The organism is Streptomyces sp. NPDC020681, assembly GCF_044334895.1.
In the GTDB taxonomy this organism is placed as follows: domain Bacteria; phylum Actinomycetota; class Actinomycetes; order Streptomycetales; family Streptomycetaceae; genus Streptomyces.
On the sequence record NZ_JBIRTX010000004.1, the window covers coordinates 1 to 21,111 of the forward strand.

The 21,111-nt window shown below is 69.4% G+C and carries 17 protein-coding genes and 1 pseudogene; 14 read left to right on the top strand and 4 right to left on the bottom strand.

The features are described from left to right. Positions 1–137: 137 nt before the first annotated feature. Positions 138–971, bottom strand: coding sequence for an NmrA family NAD(P)-binding protein (locus tag ACH4YL_RS10240; protein ID WP_398506660.1), 834 nt, complete (start codon positions 969–971; stop codon positions 138–140). Positions 972–1,063: 92 nt separating this feature from the next. Between ACH4YL_RS10240 and ACH4YL_RS10245 the strand changes: the two genes are divergently transcribed. After that, positions 1,064–2,026 (top strand): cupin domain-containing protein, encoded by a 963-nt coding sequence (locus tag ACH4YL_RS10245; protein WP_398506662.1) that lies wholly within the window; start codon positions 1,064–1,066, stop codon positions 2,024–2,026. Positions 2,027–2,052: 26 nt separating this feature from the next. After that, positions 2,053–2,916: a class I SAM-dependent methyltransferase gene (locus ACH4YL_RS10250; RefSeq protein ID WP_398506664.1), complete on the top strand. Its 864-nt coding sequence runs from the start codon at positions 2,053–2,055 to the stop codon at positions 2,914–2,916. A gap of 73 nt (positions 2,917–2,989) precedes the next feature. On the opposite strand, the gene ACH4YL_RS10255 is transcribed toward ACH4YL_RS10250, so the two are convergent. Next, the gene (locus tag ACH4YL_RS10255; RefSeq protein ID WP_398506665.1) at positions 2,990–3,823 is read right to left on the bottom strand and encodes an aldo/keto reductase; all 834 of its coding nucleotides are present in this window, start codon (positions 3,821–3,823) and stop codon (positions 2,990–2,992) included. A 296-nt stretch (positions 3,824–4,119) separates the two neighbouring features. Here ACH4YL_RS10255 and pqqA point away from each other — a divergent pair. From pqqA to ACH4YL_RS10315, 12 genes and pseudogenes are all read left to right on the top strand, one after another. Beyond that, a pseudogene (gene pqqA, locus ACH4YL_RS10260) lies at positions 4,120–4,215 on the top strand (pyrroloquinoline quinone precursor peptide PqqA); the annotation flags it as partial. Positions 4,216–4,226: 11 nt separating this feature from the next. Beyond that, complete coding sequence (gene pqqB / locus ACH4YL_RS10265; protein WP_398506667.1) at positions 4,227–5,123, top strand: pyrroloquinoline quinone biosynthesis protein PqqB; 897 nt, start codon at positions 4,227–4,229, stop codon at positions 5,121–5,123. Continuing rightward, positions 5,120–5,818, top strand: coding sequence for a pyrroloquinoline-quinone synthase PqqC (gene pqqC / locus ACH4YL_RS10270; protein WP_398506669.1), 699 nt, complete (start codon positions 5,120–5,122; stop codon positions 5,816–5,818). Before pqqB ends, pqqC begins: the two co-directional genes overlap by 4 nt. Further along, positions 5,815–6,069, top strand: a complete 255-nt coding sequence (gene pqqD, locus ACH4YL_RS10275; protein ID WP_398506671.1) for a pyrroloquinoline quinone biosynthesis peptide chaperone PqqD — start codon at positions 5,815–5,817, stop codon at positions 6,067–6,069. Before pqqC ends, pqqD begins: the two co-directional genes overlap by 4 nt. Next, positions 6,066–7,175, top strand: a complete 1,110-nt coding sequence (gene pqqE, locus ACH4YL_RS10280) for a pyrroloquinoline quinone biosynthesis protein PqqE (protein ID WP_398506673.1) — start codon at positions 6,066–6,068, stop codon at positions 7,173–7,175. The genes pqqD and pqqE overlap by 4 nt, the downstream gene beginning before the upstream one ends. 419 nt (positions 7,176–7,594) lie before the next feature. After that, positions 7,595–8,737, top strand: coding sequence for a glycoside hydrolase family 105 protein (locus tag ACH4YL_RS10285; RefSeq protein WP_398507323.1), 1,143 nt, complete (start codon positions 7,595–7,597; stop codon positions 8,735–8,737). Positions 8,738–8,773: 36 nt separating this feature from the next. Then, positions 8,774–9,556, top strand: a complete 783-nt coding sequence (locus tag ACH4YL_RS10290) for a Tat pathway signal sequence domain protein (RefSeq protein WP_398506674.1) — start codon at positions 8,774–8,776, stop codon at positions 9,554–9,556. 11 nt (positions 9,557–9,567) lie between these two features. After that, positions 9,568–11,532 (top strand): glycosyl hydrolase family 28 protein, encoded by a 1,965-nt coding sequence (locus ACH4YL_RS10295; protein WP_398506676.1) that lies wholly within the window; start codon positions 9,568–9,570, stop codon positions 11,530–11,532. Further along, the gene (locus ACH4YL_RS10300; protein WP_398506677.1) at positions 11,529–13,706 is read left to right on the top strand and encodes a discoidin domain-containing protein; all 2,178 of its coding nucleotides are present in this window, start codon (positions 11,529–11,531) and stop codon (positions 13,704–13,706) included. The genes ACH4YL_RS10295 and ACH4YL_RS10300 overlap by 4 nt, the downstream gene beginning before the upstream one ends. A gap of 23 nt (positions 13,707–13,729) precedes the next feature. Then, complete coding sequence (locus ACH4YL_RS10305; RefSeq protein WP_398506679.1) at positions 13,730–15,433, top strand: alpha-galactosidase; 1,704 nt, start codon at positions 13,730–13,732, stop codon at positions 15,431–15,433. Between the two features lie 5 nt (positions 15,434–15,438). Continuing rightward, complete coding sequence (locus tag ACH4YL_RS10310) at positions 15,439–16,443, top strand: chitinase (RefSeq protein WP_398506681.1); 1,005 nt, start codon at positions 15,439–15,441, stop codon at positions 16,441–16,443. Positions 16,444–16,499: 56 nt separating this feature from the next. After that, positions 16,500–17,591: a PQQ-dependent sugar dehydrogenase gene (locus tag ACH4YL_RS10315; RefSeq protein WP_398506682.1), complete on the top strand. Its 1,092-nt coding sequence runs from the start codon at positions 16,500–16,502 to the stop codon at positions 17,589–17,591. A 14-nt stretch (positions 17,592–17,605) separates the two neighbouring features. On the opposite strand, the gene ACH4YL_RS10320 is transcribed toward ACH4YL_RS10315, so the two are convergent. Together ACH4YL_RS10320 and ACH4YL_RS10325 are read right to left on the bottom strand one after the other, a co-directional pair. Next, entirely contained in the window at positions 17,606–18,349 is a 744-nt protein-coding gene (locus tag ACH4YL_RS10320) for an ABC transporter ATP-binding protein (RefSeq protein ID WP_398506684.1), read from the bottom strand. Continuing rightward, the gene (locus ACH4YL_RS10325) at positions 18,346–21,111 is read right to left on the bottom strand and encodes an ATP-binding cassette domain-containing protein (RefSeq protein WP_398506686.1); all 2,766 of its coding nucleotides are present in this window, start codon (positions 21,109–21,111) and stop codon (positions 18,346–18,348) included. Before ACH4YL_RS10325 ends, ACH4YL_RS10320 begins: the two co-directional genes overlap by 4 nt.

Below are 21,111 nucleotides of genomic sequence, written 5' to 3' on the forward strand. Positions count from 1 at the left end.
CGGGCTCGCGGGCTCTGGCACCGCGCCTCGCCGCGTTGTCGTCGGTCGGCATGGCTCCGCCATGCCTCCCTCCTCCGCCTTGCGATCCACGGCACCAGACCCCGCTCGCTGATCCGGCCTGATCCAAACGACAGGCCCTAGCCCCACGCGCCCGCGGCCGCGGCACCCTGGGCAAACAGGGTGAAGTCCCTCGGCTCGCGGCCGAGTATCTGCCGCACCCCGTCCGTCACCGACGCGTTGTGCCCGTCCATCAGCATCGTGAACAGCTCCACCAGCCACTCCGCGTCCGGCGCCGGGAATCCGGCCTCCTGGAGCATCCCCTTGTACTCCTCGCCGGACACGGCGAGATAGCGCACGTCGCGGCCGGCGGCCCGGCCGATCTCCGCCGCCACCTCCTCGAAGGTGAGCAGCCGCGACCCCGTGACCTCGTACGTCTGCCCGACATGGCCGGGCTCCGTGAGCGCGGCGACCATCACGTCCGCCAGGTCGTCCGCGTCGATGAACGGCTCGGCCGTCCCGCCCGCCGGGAAGACGACCGCGCCTTCGGCCACGCCCGCCGCCATCGGCCCCTCGCTGAAGTTCTGGGCGAAGAAGCTGGCCCGTACGACCGTCAGATCGACGCCCGCCGCGCGCAGCGCCGACTCCGCCGTCACCGCGTCCGGCTCGCCGCGGCCGGAGAGCAGCACCAGACGGCCCACTCCGCTCCCGGCCGCCGCGAGGCCGAACGCCTGCATCGCCTCGACCGCGCCCGGGCCCGCGAGGTCCGGGAAGTACGTCACATACGCGGCGTCCGCGCCGCGCAGCGCCGGCGCCCAGGTCGACTGGTTCTCCCAGTCGAAGACCACCTCGCCCTTGCGCGATCCGGCCCGCACCTGGACGCCGCGTGCCGCGAGCCGCTCCGCCACCCGGTGGCCCGTCTTGCCCGTGGCCGCCGTCACCAACACCGTTTCCTGCTTCAGGTTCTCTGTCATGCGTTCAGCTTTGCGGCTGCGGTCTGGACTCTCCATGCTCCAGAGGCTCATTGACATACTCGTCCGTCCAAGCTGACGTCTACGCTGACACCATGGACGCTCTCGCCGGACTTCTGGACGGACCGCGGGCCAGAGGAGCCTTTCTGCTGCGGATGGTGATGGAGCCACCGTGGTCCGTACGCATCGAGGACCACGCGCCGCTCTCCCTGATGTGCATGAGCGAGGGCGAGGCCTGGATCGTCCCGGACAACGGCGAACCGGTGCTGGTGCGGCCCGGCGACGTGGCGATCGCCCGCGGCCCCGCGCCGTACACCGTCGCTCACGCGCCGGGGACCGCGCCGTACGCGCGAATCGGCCCCGGCGGCACCTGCCACACCCTTCAGGGCGAACCGCTCGCGCAGTCCATGCACTTGGGCGTACGGAGCTGGGGAAACGACCCCGAAGGCTCGGCCACCATGCTGGTCGGCACGTACCAGATGGCGGGTGAGATCAGCGGGCGGCTGCTGGACGCGCTGCCGGAGCTGGTCCATCTGCCCGCCGACGTCTGGGACTGTCCGCTGATGCCGGTCCTGGCGGACGAGATCGCGCGTGACGAGCCAGGTCAGAGCGTGGTGCTGGACCGGATTCTCGACCTGGTGCTGATCGCGGTGCTGCGCTCCTGGTTCTCGCGCCCGGACGCGGAGGCACCCGCGTGGTATTTGGCCATGGGCGACCCGGTGGTGGGCCGCGCGCTGCGGCTGCTCCACGACGATCCCGCGCATCCGTGGACGGTCGCCTCGCTGGCGGCCAAGTGCGGTGTCTCCCGCGCGGGGCTCGCCCGCCGCTTCAACGACTTGGTGGGAGAGCCTCCGATGGCGTACCTCACCGGCTGGCGGCTCGCGCTCGCCGCTGATCTGCTGCGTGAGACGGACGCGACGGTCGAGGCGGTGGCGCGAAAGGTCGGCTACAGCGGTTCGTTCGCGCTGAGCGCGGCGTTCAAGCGGGTGCGGGGCGTCAGCCCGCAGGAGCACCGGACCGGCGCCGTTTTGCCGGAACCGCAACAAAGCTCGCCATAACCGCATCGCCACGCGACGCTGTGCCCATGAGTCATCACCACGACACGACCCACATCGACTGGGACGAGCTGGCGCCGCTGATGGAGCGCGGCGCGGAGCTGCAGAGCCCGCTGTACCGGCAGGCCGCCGCCTGGATCGGCGAATTCCTGCCGGCGGCCGGCGTCCGGCGGATCCTCGACATCGGAAGCGGCCCGGGAGTGCTGACCACACTGCTCGCCGAGGCGTTCCCGTACGCCGAGGTGGTCGCCGTGGACGCCACCGCGCCGCTCCTGGAACGGGCGCGCGCCCGCGCCGAGCGCGGCGGTCTCGGCGACCGGGTACGCGTCCAGCACGCCGAACTCCCGGACAAGGTCGAGGAGTTGGGCCAGGCGGATCTGATCTGGGCGGGCCACTCCGTGCACCACATCGGCGATCAGCGCGCCACACTCGGCGACTTCGCCACGCTGCTGCGCCCGGGCGGGGTGCTCGCGGTGGTGGAAGGCGGACTGCCCATGCGCCGGCTGCCGCGCGACATCGGGATCGGCCGGCCCGGCCTGGAGGCCCGGCTCGACGCCGCCGCCGCCGAGTGGTTCATCGAGATGCGGGCCGAGCTGCCGGGCGCGAAGGACGAGGTCGAGGACTGGCGGGCACTGCTGTCAGCCGCGGGCCTCACACCGAGCGGCACCCGCTCCTTCCTGCTCGACATTCCGGCACCGGTGCCGGAGGCCGTACGCGAGGAGCAGGTCGCCGCCTTCGCGTGGCAGCGCAAGATCCTGGACGGACGGCTGGCGTCCGACGACGTCACCGTGCTCGACCGGCTCCTGGACCCGGACGACCCGCAGGGCCTGCGGCAGCGCCCGGACGCGTACCTCCTGACGGCCCATACCGTGCACACCGCCCGCCGCGGCTGACCGACCGCGCCTCGGGACACGACAGCGCCGCCCGGCGTGAACCGGGCGGCGCTGTCGGCGTACTGCTGATGCGTCAGGCGTAGTCGAAGGTCGCCGGGTCGGGACCCAGGCGCTTGCCCTCGTCCAGGGCGGCGAAGGCCGCCAGGTCGTCGGCGTCCAGCTCGAAGCCGAAGACGTCGAGGTTCTCCCGGATGCGGTCCGGGGTCACGGACTTGGGGATCACCACATTGCCTATCTGGAGGTGCCAGCGCAGCACCACCTGGGCCGGTGTGCGGTCGTGCTTCTGCGCGACGGCGACGACCGTCGGGACCTCCAGGAGGCCCTTGCCCTGGCCCAGCGGCGACCAGGCCTCGGTCGCGATGCCGTGCTTGGCGTGCAGCTCGCGCAACTCGGCCTGCTGGAGCTGCGGGTGCAGCTCGATCTGGTTGACCACGGGCACCACGGAGGTCTCCGCCATGAGGTGCTCAAGTTGCTGCGGCAGGAAGTTCGAGACGCCGATCGCCTTGGCGCGGCCGTCCGCGTGGATCTTCTCCAAGGCCTTGTACGTCTCGGCGTACGCGCCCTTCGTCACCATCGGCCAGTGGATGAGATAGAGGTCGACATAGTCGAGGCCCAGCTTGTCCAGCGAGGTGTCGAAGGCGCGCAGCGCCTTGTCGTACCCGTGGTCCGCGTTCCACAGCTTCGTGGTGATGAAGAGGTCCTCGCGGGCGATTCCGGAGGCGGCGACGGCGCGGCCTGTGCCCTCTTCGTTCTCGTACACGGCGGCGGTGTCGATGCTGCGGTAGCCGGCATCGAGAGCCGTGGCCACCGCCTTCGTCGCCTCGTCGTCGGGCACCTGCCAGACGCCGAAGCCGAGCTGGGGCATCGCGACGCCATTGTTGAGGGTGATGGAGGGGACCTTGCTCACGAGCAGTCGATCCTTACGTCGTCGGTTGGTTCAAGACTATTCAACCCGCCAACGATCAGCTCCGCGGGTGCATTCCCGGCCACGCAAGTTGGCGTGATACAGCTCCGACCTTCTCGGTCCGGACCATTGACCGCGACCCATCAAGACGCAACTCTATGGCACATAGCTGAACGTCGGTCGCGCATGTGAACGGGCGTTCAGCGAAGTTCCACCCCGCGTTACGGAACAAACACTCCTGAATCGCTCCTGACCCCCACGCCTCAGGAAGGCAGGTACAGCTCATGAACGACACCAAGGAAACATCGGAGGAGACGGTCAACTGGCAGACTCCCGAGTTCGAGGTCGTCGAGACCGCGCTCGAAGTCACCGCCTACGCCCTCACCGACCGATAGCCCACGCCGCCATGCTGCTGCAGGTGCTCGGCACCGCGGCGGGCGGCGGACTGCCCCAGTGGAACTGCGCGTGCCCCAGCTGCACCGGGGCACGCGCACACCCGCACCGGCGCCGCCGTCACGCCTCACTCGCACTGCGCGCGGACGAGGGCCGCTGGTATCTCGTCAACGCGACTCCCGACATCGGCGACCAGATCGAGGACAACGAAGCACTGCGGCCGGGACCGGGGCCGCGCGAGTCGCCCGTGGCCGGAGTGGTCCTCACCGACGCCGAACTCGACCACACCCTCGGCATCGCCCGGTTACGCGAGGCCGACGGGTTCGACATCCTCGCCACCCCGCCCGTCCGTGACGCACTGCTCGGCCGGCTCCGGCTGGGCGAGGTGCTCGCGCCGTACACCCGTATCGAATGGCGCGCGTTGGGCCGGCAGGCGGAACCGCTCGACAAGAACGGCACCGTCGAGATGGCTGCCGTACCCGTCTCGGCCAAAAAGCCGCGCTACGCCGTCGGCACCGGAAGCGACGAGCCGACCTGGGTGGTGGCCCTGCGGCTGCGCGACACCGCCACCGGCCGCAGCCTGCTGTACGCGCCCGCGCTGGCCGAGTGGACCGACGACTTCCAGGACGCCGTGGAGGAAGCCGACTGCGTCATCGTCGACGGCACCTTCTGGGACGACGACGAGCCGGTCCGTACCGGAATCTCGGCGAAGACGGCGACCGGAATGGGCCATCTGCCGATCGCCGGGCCGAACGGCACAGCCCGCCGGCTGTCCGGGCTGCGCGCCCGCTGCCTCTATACGCATCTGAACAACACCAATCCCCTCGGAGATCCCGAAGCCCGCGAGCACGCGCTGCTCGACGGCTGGGGACTCGAGGTCGCCGCCGACCGGATGGTGATCGAGCTGTGACCAACACGATCTGGAGCCGGGAGGAGTTCACGGAGCGGCTGCGCGCCGTGGCCACGGACCGCTACCACGACCGTCACCCCTTCAACGTACGGATGCACGAAGGCGCCCTGACCCCTGCCGAGTTGCGCCGCTGGATCCTCAACCGCTTCCACTACCAGCGCCACATCCCCGTCAAGGACGCCCTGATCCTGGCCAAGTTCGACGACTCCGGGCTGCGCCGCGCCTGGCTGCGCAGGATCCAGGACCACGACGGCGAGAAGGACGGCGACGGCGGCATCGAGCGCTGGCTGCGGCTCGGCGAGGCCGCCGGAATCGATCGCGCGCGGCTGGAATCCGGGGACGAAGTGCTGCCCGGCGTACGGCTCGCGGTGGACGGCTATGTCAACTTCTGCCGGCTCCACGGCCGCCTGGAGGCCGTCGCCGCCTCGCTCACCGAGCTTTCCGCGCCCACCATCATGCGGACCAGGATCGCCGCGTTCGAGAAGCACTACCGCTGGATCGACGCCGACGGGCTCACCTACTTCCGCAACCGGATCGGTCAGGGCAGCCGGGACAGCGAGGAGGCCCTCGACCTGGTCCTGGAGTGGGCCAGGACCACGGAAGAGCAGGAGGCCGCCGTCGCGGCGCTCGCCTTCAAGTGCGACGTGCTCTGGTCGCTGCTCGACGCCGTCGAGTGTGCGGGGGAGCGGACATGACCTGGAAGCCGGTGCTCTCGCGGTCGGTGGTGTTCCGGCACGACCGGGTACGCGGCGCCGACCTGCTGGTCCTGCCCGAGCGGGTGGTCGTGCTCCAGGGCAACGCCGGATCCATCGTGCGGCTCTGCGACGGCGCGCGTGACGTCGACGCGATCGTGGCGGAGCTCGCCGAGCAGCATCCGGGCGCGCCCGTGGCCGAGGAAGTCCCGGTGTTCCTGGGGCGGTTGCGCAAGGAGGGCTGGCTGAAATGACCACCGCCGCACCGAAAGGCACAGCCCCGCCGTGGGCGCTGCTCGCCGAGCTCAGCCACGGCTGTCCGCTGCACTGCGCCTATTGCTCCAACCCCGTCGAACTGGTCAGTCGGTCAGATGAGTTGACCGCCGACGAGTGGGCCGAAGTGTTCCGCCAGGCCGCTGACCTGGGCGTCGTACAGAGCCATCTGTCCGGCGGCGAGCCGCTGCTGCGCCGCGATCTGACCGAGATCGTCGCCGCCGCGGACGGCGCGGGCATCCACACGCAGCTCGTCACCAGCGGTGTCGGCCTGCACGAGAAGAGGCTCGCCGCTCTGATCGGCGCCGGACTGCGCAGCGTGCAGCTGTCCGTCCAGCATGCCGACCCCGGCGCCTCCGAACTCATCGCCGGAGCACGCTCGTTCGCGGCGAAAGAGCGCGCGGCCCGGCTCGTACGGGAGGCGGATCTGCCGCTCGGCCTCAACGTCGTACTCCACCGGGCCAATCTCGACGCCCTCGACGAACTCATCGAACTCGGGCTGGCCTGGGGCGCGGAGCGGATCGAGCTCGCCAACACCCAGTTCTACGGCTGGGCCCTGCGCAACCGCGACGCGCTGCTGCCCGGGCGCCGCCAGATCGCCGCGGCCCTCGAATGCGTCGAGCGCTGGCGGCCGCGGCTGGCCGGCCGGATGGACGTGGTGTGGGTCGTGCCGGACTACGTGGACGGGACGGCCAAGCCCTGCATGGGCGGCTGGGGCGCGGTTTCGCTGACCGTCGCGCCCGACGGCACGGTCTATCCGTGTCCGGCCGCCGCCGCGCTGCCCGGACTGGACGCCCCGAACGTCAAGGACCACTCGCTGGAGTGGATCTGGCGCGAGTCCAAGGCCTTCAACATCTACCGCGGCGAGGAGTGGATGCAGGACCCGTGCCGCAGCTGCGAGCTGCGCACCAAGGACTTCGGCGGCTGCCGCTGCCAGGCGTACGCGCTCACCGGCGACGCCACCCGCACCGATCCGGTCTGTCATCTCTCGCCGGACCACGCGTTCGTACGCGAACTGGTCGACCGTCCGCGCACCGCCGAGCCGGTGGCCGCACCCGCCTACGCCTACCGCAAGGAAGGACCATGAGCCGATTAAAGATCTTGCTGCTTGCGGGCGTCCTCGCCGGCAGCACACTGGCCGCCGTCCCCACTGAAGGACCCTCTCGGGCAACGGCGGCAGCCGAAAGGTACGAGGCCGAGGACGCCGCCATCGGCCAGGGTGTCGTCGAGAGCAACCACGCCGGGTTCACCGGCTCAGGATTCGTCAACTACCAGAACACGGCCGGCAGTCATGTCGAGTTCGCCGTCGAGTCCGCGGAAGCCGGAAGCACCGCACTCGGGCTGAGATTCGCCAACGGGACCACCTCGAACCGTCCGCTCGACATCACCGTCAACGGCCGGCTCGTCGCCGACGACCTGGCCTTCGGCCCGACCGGCGCATGGACCGGCTGGCAGACCAAGAACCTCACGGCCGAGCTGAAGTCCGGGACCAATGCCGTACGCGTCATCTCCGCCGGACCGCTCGGCGGCCCGAACCTCGACTCGCTCACCGTAGGTGACGGCTCCACGGCCACGGACTGGTCGGTCGCCATGGTCGAGTCCACCATGGCGCGCTACTCGCCGGGCTCCATCGGCGGCTGGTCCTATCCGGTGGGCCTGTATCTCTACGGCCAGTATCTCGTCTATCAGCGCACACACGACGCCCGCTATCTCAGCTACATCAAGAGCTATGTGGACCGCTTCGTCGACTCGGGCGGAAATATCGGCCAGGGCTTCAACAATCTCGACAGCATGCAGGCGGGCCGGCTGCTCACGATCCTCCATCACGAGACGGGCCAGTCGCGCTATCAGAAAGCCGCGAAGAAGATCCGCGACCGGCTGAACACCTATCCACGCACCTCGGAAGGCGGATTCTGGCATTCGACCTCGGATTCCCGGCGCAGTCAACTGTGGGCCGACGGCGTCTACATGGTCAATCCGTTCCTCGTCGAGTACGGAAAGGAATTCGGCGACTCGGCCTACGCGGGCAACGAGGCCACCGGGCAACTCGCCGTCTACGGCAGTCATCTGCAGGTGGCGAACGGGCTGCTGAAACATGCCTGGGACGAGTCGGGCGACGCGAGCTGGGCCCATCCGCAGACCGGTCTCGCGCCCGAACACTGGTGCCGTGCGATCGGCTGGTACTCCATGGCGATCGTCAACGTCCTGGACGCCGTGCCCGCCGACCATCCGCGGCGCGCGCAGCTGCTGACCCTGCTGCGGAAGCTCGCCGCGGGCATCGAGAAGCACCAGGACCCGGCCACGGGCCGCTGGTTCCAGGTCGTCGACAAGGGCTCACGCGACGACAACTGGACCGAGACCTCCTGCTCCAGCATGTTCACCTTCGCACTGTCCCGCTCCGTGCAGCAGGGATATGTCGACGCGCACTACGCGCAGGTCGCCCAGCGTGGATATCAGGGCGTCCTGGCGAAGATCTCGCTCGGCGGCGACGGGCGCACGAATCTCACCGACATTTCCATCGGGACGAATGTCGGGAACTACAGCTACTACATCCAGCGCGAACGCAAGACCAATGATTTCCACGGTCTCGGCGCGTTTCTCATCATGAACGAACAACTCGACGAACAACTCGACGAACAGATCGACTGAGAACTCGACCAACAACTCGTAGTGAATTGAGGAGACATGGCCACATCACGCAGAGCGGTACTGGGCGCGGCGCTCGGCGGCGCCGTCGCCGCGGGGCTGCCCGGCATCGCAACACCCGCGAGCGCCGCTTCCTGGCAGCTGCGCTGGTCGCCCTCCGCGAGCAGCGACAAGCTCCGGGCCTTCGAGACGATCGAGGACGACCGCGCCGACTCGCACACCTCGGCCGCGCCGCACATCTTCGCCGAGGGCGACAACTTCCGGTTCAACATGCACACGGTGGACCGCGACACCAGCACCGACCGGCAGCGCCATGAGGTCACCGGCTGCCGCAACGGCAGTTCGTACCTCCAGTGGAAGTCCGGCCAGACCTGGCGGATCACGTACTCGATGTACATCCCGAGCACGCTGAAGGCGACGACCTCCTTCACCCACATCATGCAGATGAAGCAGCCCGGCACCGGCTCGTCGCCGATCGTCGTGCAGTCGCTGCGGCGGGTGGACGGAGCTCAGACCATCGAGCTGAAGCTCTTCGACTCCAACATTCTCGTCGGCCGTACGGCCCTGGAACCGCTGCACAACAAGTGGACCGACGTCGACTTCCAGATCAAGATCGGCAACGGCTCGGCCGGCTCCGTCCGCTGGATCCTCAAGAGCGGCGGAAGCACGGTGATCGACAAGTCGAAGTCCGGCGTCGACACCTTCCTCGCGGACCGGGTGCGCCCGAAATGGGGCATCTACCGCTCCCTGGGCGACAGTTCGGGCTCGCTCCAGAACTGCCACATGCTCCTCACCAATATGCGCGGCTATCAGCTCGTCTGAGGAGGACGACCATGCAGGACTTACGGAGAGTCAGCTTACGGAGAACCGCCGCCGTCGCCTTACTGGGCTTGGCCGTTGCACTGGGCATCGCCCAGCCGCCGGCAGGAGCCCAGCCCGAACCGTCCGGGCTCGCCATGCCCGCGCCTGCCCCAGCGCCCGCTCCCGCCGCCGCGGAGTTCAACGTCCGTGACTACGGCGCGGCGGGCAACGGCTCCACCAACGACACCTCGGCCATCAACAAGGCCATCACCGCGGCGAATACGGCCGGCGGCGGAATCGTCCGCTTCCCGGCCGGGACGTACGAGTCCAAGAACACGATCAAGATGAAGTCCCATGTCACCCTCCAGCTCGACACGGGGTCGACGATCAGCGGCAACGGCGCGGACACCTATGACCCGCCCGAGTCCAACCCCTGGGACGACTACCAGGACTACGGGCACAGCCACTTCCACAACGCCATGATCTACGGCGACAACCTCACCGACATCGGCTTCACCGGCTCCGGCGTCATCGACGGCGACGGCGCGCTGATCACCGGCAACCCGAAGTCCGGCGAGGCCGACAAGATCATCTCGCTGACGCGCTGCAAGAACCTCACGCTCAGCGGCATCACCCTGCGCGAGGGCGGCCACTTCGCCGCGCTCATCAACGACTGCGACAACGTCGTGTCCGACCGCCTCACCATCGACACCGCGATGGACCGCGACGGCTGGAACATCATCTCCACCACCAACGTCAGGATCACCAACGCGCATCTGGAGGCCAACGACGACGCACTCGCCTTCAAGAGCGACTACGCGCTCGGTGCGAAGCTCGACAACGGCCATGTCACCGTCACCGACTCCTACCTGTCGGCCGGCTGCTGCAACGCGCTGATGTTCGGCTCCGAGACCTGCGGCGACTTCACCGACTACCGCTTCGAGCGGATCACCATCAAGGGCTCCGACAAGTCCGGGCTCGGCATGGTCTCCATGGACGGCGCCAAGATCTCCGACGTCCACTACAAGGACATCACGATGACCGATGTCCGCTCACCGATCATGCAGAAGGTCGGTACGAGAAAACGCTGCGGCAACAACCCCGGCGTCGGCTCCATCAGCAACATCACCTACACCAACATCAAGGCGAACGGCACCACGCCGTCCTTCTCGCCGACCGTCTGGGGCGAATCCGGCAGCGGCCGGATCAAGGACATCACGTTCAACAACGTCGACATCACCGTGCCCGGTGGCAACGGCACCATGTCCACCAACCCGCCGAGCAACGACCCGAAGGACTACAACCCCAAGGCGATCGGCACCCGGCCCGCGTACGGCTGGTACATCCGCAACGCCGACAACGTCCGCTTCACCGACAGCGAGGTGCGGTTCGCGTCCAACGACGGCCGGCCCGCCGTCATCGCCAACAACAGCACCGGCGTCCGCTTCGACCGCTTCACCGCCCAGCGCGGCAGCAGCAGCCCGTCCGACCTGCTCTTCCAGACGGTCAACGGCTACTGCGTGGCGAACAGCTCCAACACCTCCGGCGGCGCGCTGCGCGTCAGCCAGACAGGCTCCAGCCAGAACTGCGACGGCGGCGGTCCTGGGCCCGCCACGAGGTACGAGGCCGAGAACGCCGTCCACTCCGCGGGCTCGACGGTGGACTCCGACCACACCGGCTACTCCGGCACCGGCTTCGTCAACACACCCAACGCCGTTGGCTCGTACGTCGAGTGGACGGTGAACGCCACCGCGGCGGGCAGCGCCGACCTCGTCGTCGCGTACGCCAACGGCACCACCGCGGGCCGCCCGATGGAGATCACCGTCAACGGCACGGCGGTCGGTGCGGCCGCGCCGTTCGCCGGCACGGGCGCGTGGACCAGCTGGCGCACGGTCACCGTGCCCGCCGTGCTGAACGCGGGCGCCAACACCGTCCGCCTCACCGCCACCACCGCGAACGGCGCACCCAATCTCGACTATCTGGACGGTCCGGCATGACGCGACGCCTCTGGGCGCGTCTGCTGCTGGTGGGCGCGCTCCTGCTGGGCGCGCTCACCCTGCCGGGGCCCGCGCGCGCCGACCTCCAGCACCCGCGCCAGGACTTTCTGCGTTCCTCCGTCTCCGGGCTCTTCCTGCACTGGGGCCAGCGGACCGCGCCCTCGCACACCAGCTGCACCGGCTGGGAGAACGACGTCACGGCCGCCGGCTGGAGCGCGGACTACTGGGTGAGCGAGGCACAGAAGCTGCACGCGCAGTATCTGGTCCTCGCCACCTTCCACAGCCGTCTCGGCTACGCCCGCCCCTGGCCGTCCAAGATCCCTGGCAGCTGCGCCACCAAGCGCGACTTCCTCGGCGAACTGATCGCCGCTGCGAAGGCCAAGGGCCTCAAGACGATCCTCTATATGACCGACGACCCGCAGTGGCACGACGAGGGCGGGCACGAGTGGCTGAACTCGGACGCCTACTCGGACTACAAGGGCCGGGACGTCGACCTGCACAGCCGCGACGGTTTCGGGGAGTACTCCTACGACCTCTTCTTCGAGGTCATGGACCGTTATCCGGAGCTCGGCGGCTTCTGGATCGACAACGACAACGCGTACTGGGAGCGGAACAACCTCTACGCCAAGGTCTATGAGCGCCGGCCGAACTACACGATCAGCAACAACAACGAAGACACGCCGATCATGGACATGATCAGCAATGAGCAGAAGACCGGCATGTCCCCGTCGTACGACTACCCGCAGGCGGTCTACACGGCGGCCCCGCGGCTGATCGAGGCCGACTTCAAACTGCCGTCCACCGGCTCCTGGTGGTACACCGGCTCCGACTCGGCCGTCGACCGCAGGCTCACCCTCGGCCGGCTGATCACCAACGCGGGATCGTCGGTCAAGGCGCTGATGGCCGAGACCGCGATGCTGGGCGGCAAGTTCCCCTCCAACCAGGCGAACTTCAACAACTTCGCCGACGGTTACCTCGACCAGATCTGGGAGTCGCTCAACGGCACCGAAGGCGGGGGCTATCTGCACGGCGGCCTCGCACCCGGCTTCTGGAACGACGGCGCGCACGGCGTCACGACCATCAGCAGGGCCGACCCCGACAAGCACTACATCCACGTACTGACTCCGCCGTCCACCTCGACGCTACGGCTGCGGGACAACGGCTACCGGGTGACCGGAGTGACCAATCTCCGTACCCGCGCGCCGATTTCGTACAGCCAGAGCGGCGGCACGCTCAGTCTCACCGGGCTCGGCGGCTGGGACCCGTACGACACCGTCTTCAAGGTCACCACCGGCGGCCGCGAAGGGATCATCCCGGCCTCCACGTACACCATGAGCGCAAGCGCGTCCGCGAGCGGTCATGGCGCGGCGGCCGCCGCCGACGGCGACTATCGCACCTACTGGGACAGCAACAAGGCGACACCGGTCTCGCTCCGCTTCGACCTCGGATCGGCCAAGCGGGTGCAGTATCTCGGCCTCAACCAGCGCGAGGACTCGGTGAGTTACGCGCGCTCCGGCACCGAGCAGTCCGCGCGGATCAGGGACTACCGCGTGTACGTCAGCAGCGACGGCACCAACTGGGGGAGTCCGGTCAAGACCGGCACGCTGCCCAGCCGCCGGGGCGTCGCGGTCATCGACATCCCGGCGACCACGACCCGCCATGTACGGCTCGAAGTCGTCAACACCCATGCCGCGTCGAGCGATTCGACCCGCTACAAGCGGCTGCGGATCGACGAGGCCTGGATCGGCACGGCGTACGCGGCGGGTGGCGGTACCACTCCGGTGCCGAACCGCTACGAGGCCGAGGACGCCGCCTACTCCACCGGCTCGACCGTCGACTCCAACCACACCGGGTTCACCGGCACCGGCTTCGTCAACACGCCCAACGCGGCCGGTGCGTATGTCGAGTGGACTTTCGACTCGGCAACGGCGCGGAACGCCGCTCTCGCCATCCGGTACGCCAACGGGACCACGGCCGGCCGTCCGATGGACGTGTCCGTGAACGGCGACGTCGTCTCCGCGGGCCGGGCCTTCGACGGCGCCGGCGCATGGACCGCCTGGGCGGACTCCACCCTCACCGTCCCGCTGAAGGCAGGCGCCAACACCGTGCGCGTCAGCGCCACCTCGGCGAACGGCGCACCCAATCTCGACCACCTCGACGTGGAGGCACCATGAGAGCGCACTTACGATCTCTCCTCGTGGCGGCGCTCGCGCTGCCGCTGGCCGTGGTCGGGCTCGGCGTGCCCGAGCAGCCCGCCGCCGCCTCGGACAACGGACTGTCCGTCCGGCCCGCCATGGGCTGGTCCAGCTGGAGTTTCGTACGCCGCTGGCCCACCGAGGCCAAGCTGAAGGCCCAGGCGGACGCCCTGGTCAGCAGCGGTCTCAAGGACCACGGCTACGTCTACATCAACCTCGACGACTTCTACCAGAAGTGCGACTCCAACGGCTTTGTCGTCGACCAGTACGGGCGATGGGCCGTCGACGAGGCGAAGTTCCCGTCCGGCATCAAGGCGCTCGCCGACTACATCCACTCCAAGGGGCTGAAGTTCGGCTTCTACGTCACGCCCGGCATCGCCAAGAACGCGGTCACCAGGAACACGCCGATCGAAGGCACGTCGTACCGCGCGAAGGACATCGCCGACACGTCCAAGCAGGAGAAGAACTACAACTGCAAGAACATGTACTACATCGACTACAGCAAGCCCGGCTCCCAGGAATTCGTGAACTCCTGGGCCCGCCAGTTCGCTTCCTGGGGAGTCGACTATCTCAAGATCGACGGCGTCGGCAGCCATGACATCCCCGACGTCCGCGCCTGGGACAAGGCCCTGCGCGCCACCGGCCGGCCCATCAACTACGCGCTCTCCAACAATCTCGCCATCGCCGACGCCCCCACCTGGCGGCAACTCGCCAACAGCTGGCGCACGCAAGGCGATGTCGAGTGCTACTGCGGTCCCGGTCCCAACGGCAGCGGGTTCCCGCTCACGGACTGGGCCCACATCACCTCCCGCTTCAACTCCGCGGCGAACTGGCAGCAGTACGCGGGTCCCGGCGGCTGGAACGACCTCGACTCGCTGGAGATCGGCAACGGCGACCAGGTCGGCCTCACCGCCGACCAGCGCCGCTCGCATCTGACCCTGTGGGCGATGGCGGCGTCGCCGCTGCTCCTCGGCACCGATCTCACCGCGCTCACCGCCACCGACAAGGCGATGCTGACGAACGACCGGCTGATCGCCGTCAACCAGGACGGAGTGGCCGCCAGGCGCATCAGCAACTCCGGCGGCCGTCAGGTCTTCAGCAAGCGCGAGGCGAACGGCGACTACATCGTGGCGCTGTTCAACACCAATACGTCGGGCAACCAGACCGTCGGCGTCAACTGGTCGCAGGTCGGCTTCTCCGGAGCCGCCGAAGTCACCGACCTGTGGTCCGGCGCATCGGCCGGCACCGTGACCGGCTCGTACAGCGCGGCGCTGCGGCCCGGCGAGACCCGGCTGATCCGCGCCACACCGCAGTCCGGCAACACCGTGCGGCACGAGGCCGAGAACGCCTCGTACACCGTGGGCTCGACGATCGACTCCAACCACGGCGGCTTCAGCGGCACCGGCTTCGTCAACACGCCCAACGCGGCCGGCGCCCATGTGGAGTGGACGGTCGAATCGGCCACTGCGCGCGAGGCCGCACTGACCCTGCGGTACGCCAACGGCACCACCGCGGGACGTCCGATGGACGTGTCCGTGAACGGCGTCGTCGTCTCCGCCGGCCGTGCCTTCGACGGCACCGGCGCCTGGACGACCTGGGCCGACTCCACCCTCACCGTCCCGCTCAAGGCGGGTTCGAACACCGTACGCGTCACCGCCACCACGGCGAACGGCGCACCCAACCTCGACTACCTCGACAGGGGATAACACACGTGCAACCCCCCACATCCTTCCGGCTCGTGGCCGCCTCGGCGGCCGCGGTGCTCGCACTGCTCGCGGCAGTTCCCTCCACCGCCGCGGACGCGGCGACCGGCAGTTCTCCCAAGGCACCCGGCGCGATGGCAGCCGCGCCGTACGAATATCTCGGCTGGGGCAGCCCGCAGAAGCCGACCGATGTCATGGCGGCCACCGGCGTGAAGTGGTTCACGCTGGCCTTCATCCTCTCCGACGGCGGATGCAACCCGAAGTGGGACGGCAGCCGCGCGCTCAAGGGCGGCTCCGACGAGTCGGCCATCAAGTCCATCCGGGCGGCGGGCGGCGACATCGTGGTCTCCGTCGGCGGCTGGAGCGGAGCGAAGCTCGGCGAGAAGTGCTCCAGCGCGTCCGCGCTGGCCGGCGCGTACCAGAAGGTGATCGACGCCTACAAGCTCAAGGCGTTCGACATCGACATCGAGAACACCGAGTTCAACAACGCGACCGTGCGGCAGCGGGTCGTCGACGCGCTGAAGATCGTGGAGCAGAAGAACCCGGGCATCGTCACCTACGTCACCATGGGCACCACACCCAGCGGCCCGGACGCCACCGGCAAGGACATGATCAAGCGGGGCGCCGCGGCAGGACTGCCGCTGGACGCCTGGGTGGTCATGCCGTTCGACTTCGGCAGCCACAGCGGCACCATGGGCCAGGCCTCGGTCAGCGCGCTCGAAGGCCTCAAGAAGGCGGTCAAGAGCTCGTACGGCTATTCCGACAGCGTCGCCTACCAGCACATAGGCGTCTCGTCGATGAACGGCAAGACGGACGTGGCCGGAGAGACCGTCACGCTGAACGACTTCAGGACGATCCTCGCCTACGCGCAGCAGCACCACATCGCGCGGTTCGCGTTCTGGTCCGTCAACCGCGACCGCAGCTGCAGCTCGGGCGGCGCCGGTGACGCGTGCAGCGGCGTGTCCCAGTCGCCCTATGCCTACACCAAGATCGTCGCCCAGTACGCGGGCTGACCCCCACCAGCACACCCAACCTCCCCAACCCCCCATCCCCCCACGGAGGACACCACATGCGACGCAAGAATCTGGTCAGGACGGCGGCCGTGGCGGGCGCTGCAGCGCTCGTCGCCGCGCTCGTAGGAACCGCGAACGCGAACGAGCCGGACAAGGCCGGCGTGAAGGGCACGCCGACCGGCATCACCACCATCTCCACCGGCTGGACGATCCCCTGGGGCACCTCCTGGCTGCCCGACGGCTCATCGGCCGTGGTCACCGAACGCAACTCGTTCAAGGTCTTCAAGGTGAGCCCGTCCGGCTCCAGGACCGCGGTGGGCTCCGTCCCCAACTCCCAGACCACGGGCGGTGAAGGCGGCCTGATGGGCGTCGCCGTCGACCCCGACTGGGCCTCGAACCACTACGTCTACTTCATGCACACGTCCTCGGACGGCAACCGCATCGCCCGCATGACGTACGACGGGTCCTCGCTCAGCGGCTACAAGGCCATTGTCCAGGGCATCAAGAAGGCCAAGTTCCACAACGGCGGACGGCTTGCCTTCGGTCCCGACGGCTACCTCTACGCCTCGACCGGCGACGCCCAGACCACCTCGCTCGCCCAGGACAAGAACTCCCTCAACGGCAAGATCCTCCGGATGACCAAGGACGGCAAGGCTGCCCCCGGCAACCCCTTCGGCAACCTCGTCTTCAGCCTCGGTCACCGCAACCCGCAGGGCCTGGCCTTCGACGCGCAGGGCCGGCTGTGGTCCGCGGAGCTCGGCCAGAGCTCCAAGGACGAGCTCAACCTCATCAAGTCCGGCAAGAACTACGGCTGGCCGACCTGCGAGGGCAACTGCAGCGTCTCCGGCATGACCAACCCGAAGAAGACCTGGGGCGTAGCCGAGGCCTCGCCGAGCGGCATCGCCATCGTCGACAGCGCGGTCTACATGGCCTCGCTGCGCGGCGAACGGCTCTGGCAGATCCCGATCAACGCCGACAACGAGAACGTGGGCACGGCAAAAGCGCACTACGTCGGCACGTACGGGCGGCTGCGGGCCGTCACGAAGGTGCCGGGTGCGAACCAGCTCTGGCTGTCGACGACCAACGCGGACGGGAACGGAGGTGAGCCTGCGGGCGCGGACAAGATCTTCCGGGTGACGATCGGCTAGGGCTTTCGTCTGGGTCAGGCCGTGGTGCCGAGGTACGCGTCGACGACCTTCGGGTCGGCGCGTACCTCGGCCGCCGGGCCCTCGGCGAGGACCCGGCCCAGGTCGAGGACGACAACACGGGCGCAGAGCTCCATCACAAAGGCCACGTTGTGCTCGACCAGCAGCACCGCGCAGCCCTCCTCGTAGGCGAGATGCCGTACGACGGCGGCGAGTTGGTCCCTCTCCTCCGCGGACATCCCGGACGCCGGTTCGTCCAGCAGCAGCACGCGTGGCGGATCGGCGAGCGCCCGGGCCAGTTCGGCCATGCGGGCCTGGCCGACGGGGAGCGTGCCTGCGTACGAGCCCTCCAGCGCTTCCAGGCCGCAGGTGCGCAGTACGGCCGCGGCGCGTGCGCGGCGCTCCCTCTCCAGGTCGCGCCGGTGGATGAGGCCGCCGCGCCACTCCTGGGCGACCAGGAGGTTGTCGGCCACGGTCAGTTGCCCGAAGAGCTGCTGGCGCTGGAAGGTGCGGCGCATGCCGTGGCGTGCCCGCCACACGGGCGAGCGGCGTGTGATGTCCGTACCGTCCTGCAGCACGCGCCCCTCGTCCGGCCGGCGAATCCCCGACAGGACGTCGAACAGGGTTGTCTTGCCCGCCCCGTTGGGACCGATGAGCCCGCACACCTCGCCGGCGCGTACGCCCAGTCCCACGCCGTCGAGGGCCCGGATCCCGCCGAAGCGCACGCCGACGCCGGACGCCTCCAGCACGTAGTCGCTCATGGCCGCGCACCCTCCGTGATCCCCAGATAGGCCTCGGTGAGCCGGTCCGCCTCCACCTCTTCGCGCGGGCCGCACCACGCGATGCTGCCCTGGGAGAGATACGCCACGGTGTCCGCGATACCGAGCGCCTCGGCGGCCTTCTCCTCCACCAGCAGCAGCGCGGTCCCGGCCTCCCGGAGCTCGGTGAGCAGCCGGAACACCTCGTCCACGACGCGGGGCGCGAGCCCGAGCGACGGCTCGTCGGCGACGAGCACGGCGGGCGGGCGCTGGAGGAGGGGCGCGAGCGCGAGCATCTGCTGCTCACCGCCGGAGAGCGAACCGGCGGGCACCGTACGCCGGTTCGCCAGGCTCGCGAACCGTTCGTACACGGCGTCGCGGGCGGCGGGCTCGGGCAGCCGGAACGCGAGGTTCTCCTCGATGGTCAGCCCGGGGAAGATCCCTCGCCCCTCGGGCGCGAGCAACACACCGTCACGCGCACGCTGCACGGGCCCTTGGCGGGTCCGGTCCTCTCCTCGGAGGAGAACGGCACCGCGGGTGGGGATGATCGCACCTGCGGCGACGCGGCAGACGGTGGACTTGCCGGCGCCGTTGGGCCCGAGGAGTGCGAGGATCCGGCCGGGCCGGATGTCCAGGTCCACGCCCTGGAGTACGGGCGCGGTGCCGTACCCGGCGTGTACGCGGACGAGTTGCAGGGCGGGAGCCGGTACCCCCGCACCACCCTTCTCCGAAACCGGGCCGTCGCCCCGGCCGACCTGCGCAACCCGTGCGGCCTCGGGTGCCCGGGGACCGGCTACCGGTTGCGGGAAGGGCCGGGGTGGCGGAACAGAACCCGGCGCCGGGCCACCAGTACCTGTACCCGCCCGGCGCGCATGCAGCCGGACCGACACCGCCGCGCAGTACCCGTCAGGGTCGTTCGCCAGCGCCAGGCCCGCCAGGCCGAACAGGATCACCGGCAAGTGCGCCGACTCCGTCACATACTCCGTCAGCACGTGCGGGACCAGGGCGAACACCAACCCCGCCACCACCGCGAACTGCGGCCTCCGCACTCCCGCCGCGACCACCACCGCCAGCCAGATCAGGCCCGTCATCGCCGTGAAGTCCGTCGCCGTGATGCGCGTGTTGTACGACGCGTACATCACGCCCCCGAAGCCCGCAAGACCCGCCGACAGCGTGAACAGCAACAGCTTCGTCCGCACCACCGAGACCCCGCTCGCCAGCGCCGCCGCCGGGGCCGAGCGGACCGCCAGCATCGCGCGGCCCGACGGGGAGTTGCGCAGTGCGCTCAGCGCCGCGACCACCACGGCGACCAGTACCAGCAGCGCGACGCCCATCGCCCGGTCGTCGCTCAGATCGACCGGGCCGAACACCGGTCGCGGGATCTCCCACCCCGTGTCCCCGTTCCTCAACCAGCCCATCTGGAACAGCACTTGGTCCGCGAGGAACGCCAGGGCCAGCGTCGCGAGGGCGAGCGAGCGCCCGCCCAGCCGGAGTGCCGGGAGCGCCACCAGCGCGCCGAGCAGCGCCGCGACACCCGTGCCGACCAGCGCCGCCGCCGCGAACGGCCAGCCGTGGCTCATCAGCAGGCCCGCCACCAGCGCCGCGCCCGTCACAAACGTCGCCTGCGCCAGCGAGACCATCGCGCCGAGCCCCGTCACCACCGTGAAGGAGATGAAGACGAGCGAGATCGCGAGCCCTTGCGCCAGGAGCCCGCTCCAGAACGGGGTCGTGACGGTGTAGAAGGCCACCGCGAGCAGCATCGCGCCCACCACCCACGGCCCCCACCTGCGCGTCCACGACCGTCCCGCCAGGTAGTCGATCGGCGGCGCGTCCGCCGCCGCGGTGCCCGCCGTGCGCCGCCGGCGAGTCAGCACCAGCAGCCCGGCGAACAGGATCAGAAACGGAACCGCCGTACGGAATCCGGTGATCCGGTCCGCGAAGGACGCGTACCCGGCGACCAGGTTCTGCAGCACGCCGAGCGCAAGCCCGCCCGCGAAGGCGAGCGGCACCGAGGCGAAGCGGCCCAGCACCGCGGCCGTCGCCGACACGAAGAGGAAGAGCGTGTAGTCGTGCGCGGACAGGCCGAGCAGCGGAGTGGCCAGTACGCCCGCGAGCCCGGCAAGCGCCGATGCCAGCATCCAGGCGATCGACGAGAGACGGTCCGCGCTGATGCCCCGCAGTTCCACCAGGCTCCGGTTGTCGACGGCCGCGCGCAGCCGCAGCCCGAGCCGGGTGTGCCTCAGCAGCACCCACAGCGCGAGGGCCACCGCCGCCGTCGTCACCCAGGTGATCAGCTGGTCGGAGTCGATGCCGACGCCGTCCATCGGCTGCCAGGACGTCGCCGGACTCGGCCCCACGCCCGGCAGTCCGAACTGGTTCTCCGCGGGCAGCACCGGCGCGCCCGCGTCCGTCAGCAGCTCGACGGTCCACAGCCCGGCCGCCGGCAGCGCGACCAGCAGCCCGATCGTCGCCACGATCTGCGCGGTCTCGCCGACCCGCGCCAGCTTGCGGAACATCAGCCGGTCGAGCCCCCAGCCGAGCCCCGGCGCGACCACCAGGACCAGGAGCAGCGCCGTCGGCACGGCGGGCCAGCCGAAGCCCGAGTGGAGCTCGTAGAACCACAGAGCGCACAGATAAGCCGTCGCGCCGTGCGCGAAGTTGAAGAGTCCGGACGCGGAGTAGGACAGTACGAGCCCCGTGGCGAGCAGTGCGTACAGCGCACCCGAGACCAGCCCGCTCAGCACGAAGCCCAGCAGATCCGCCAT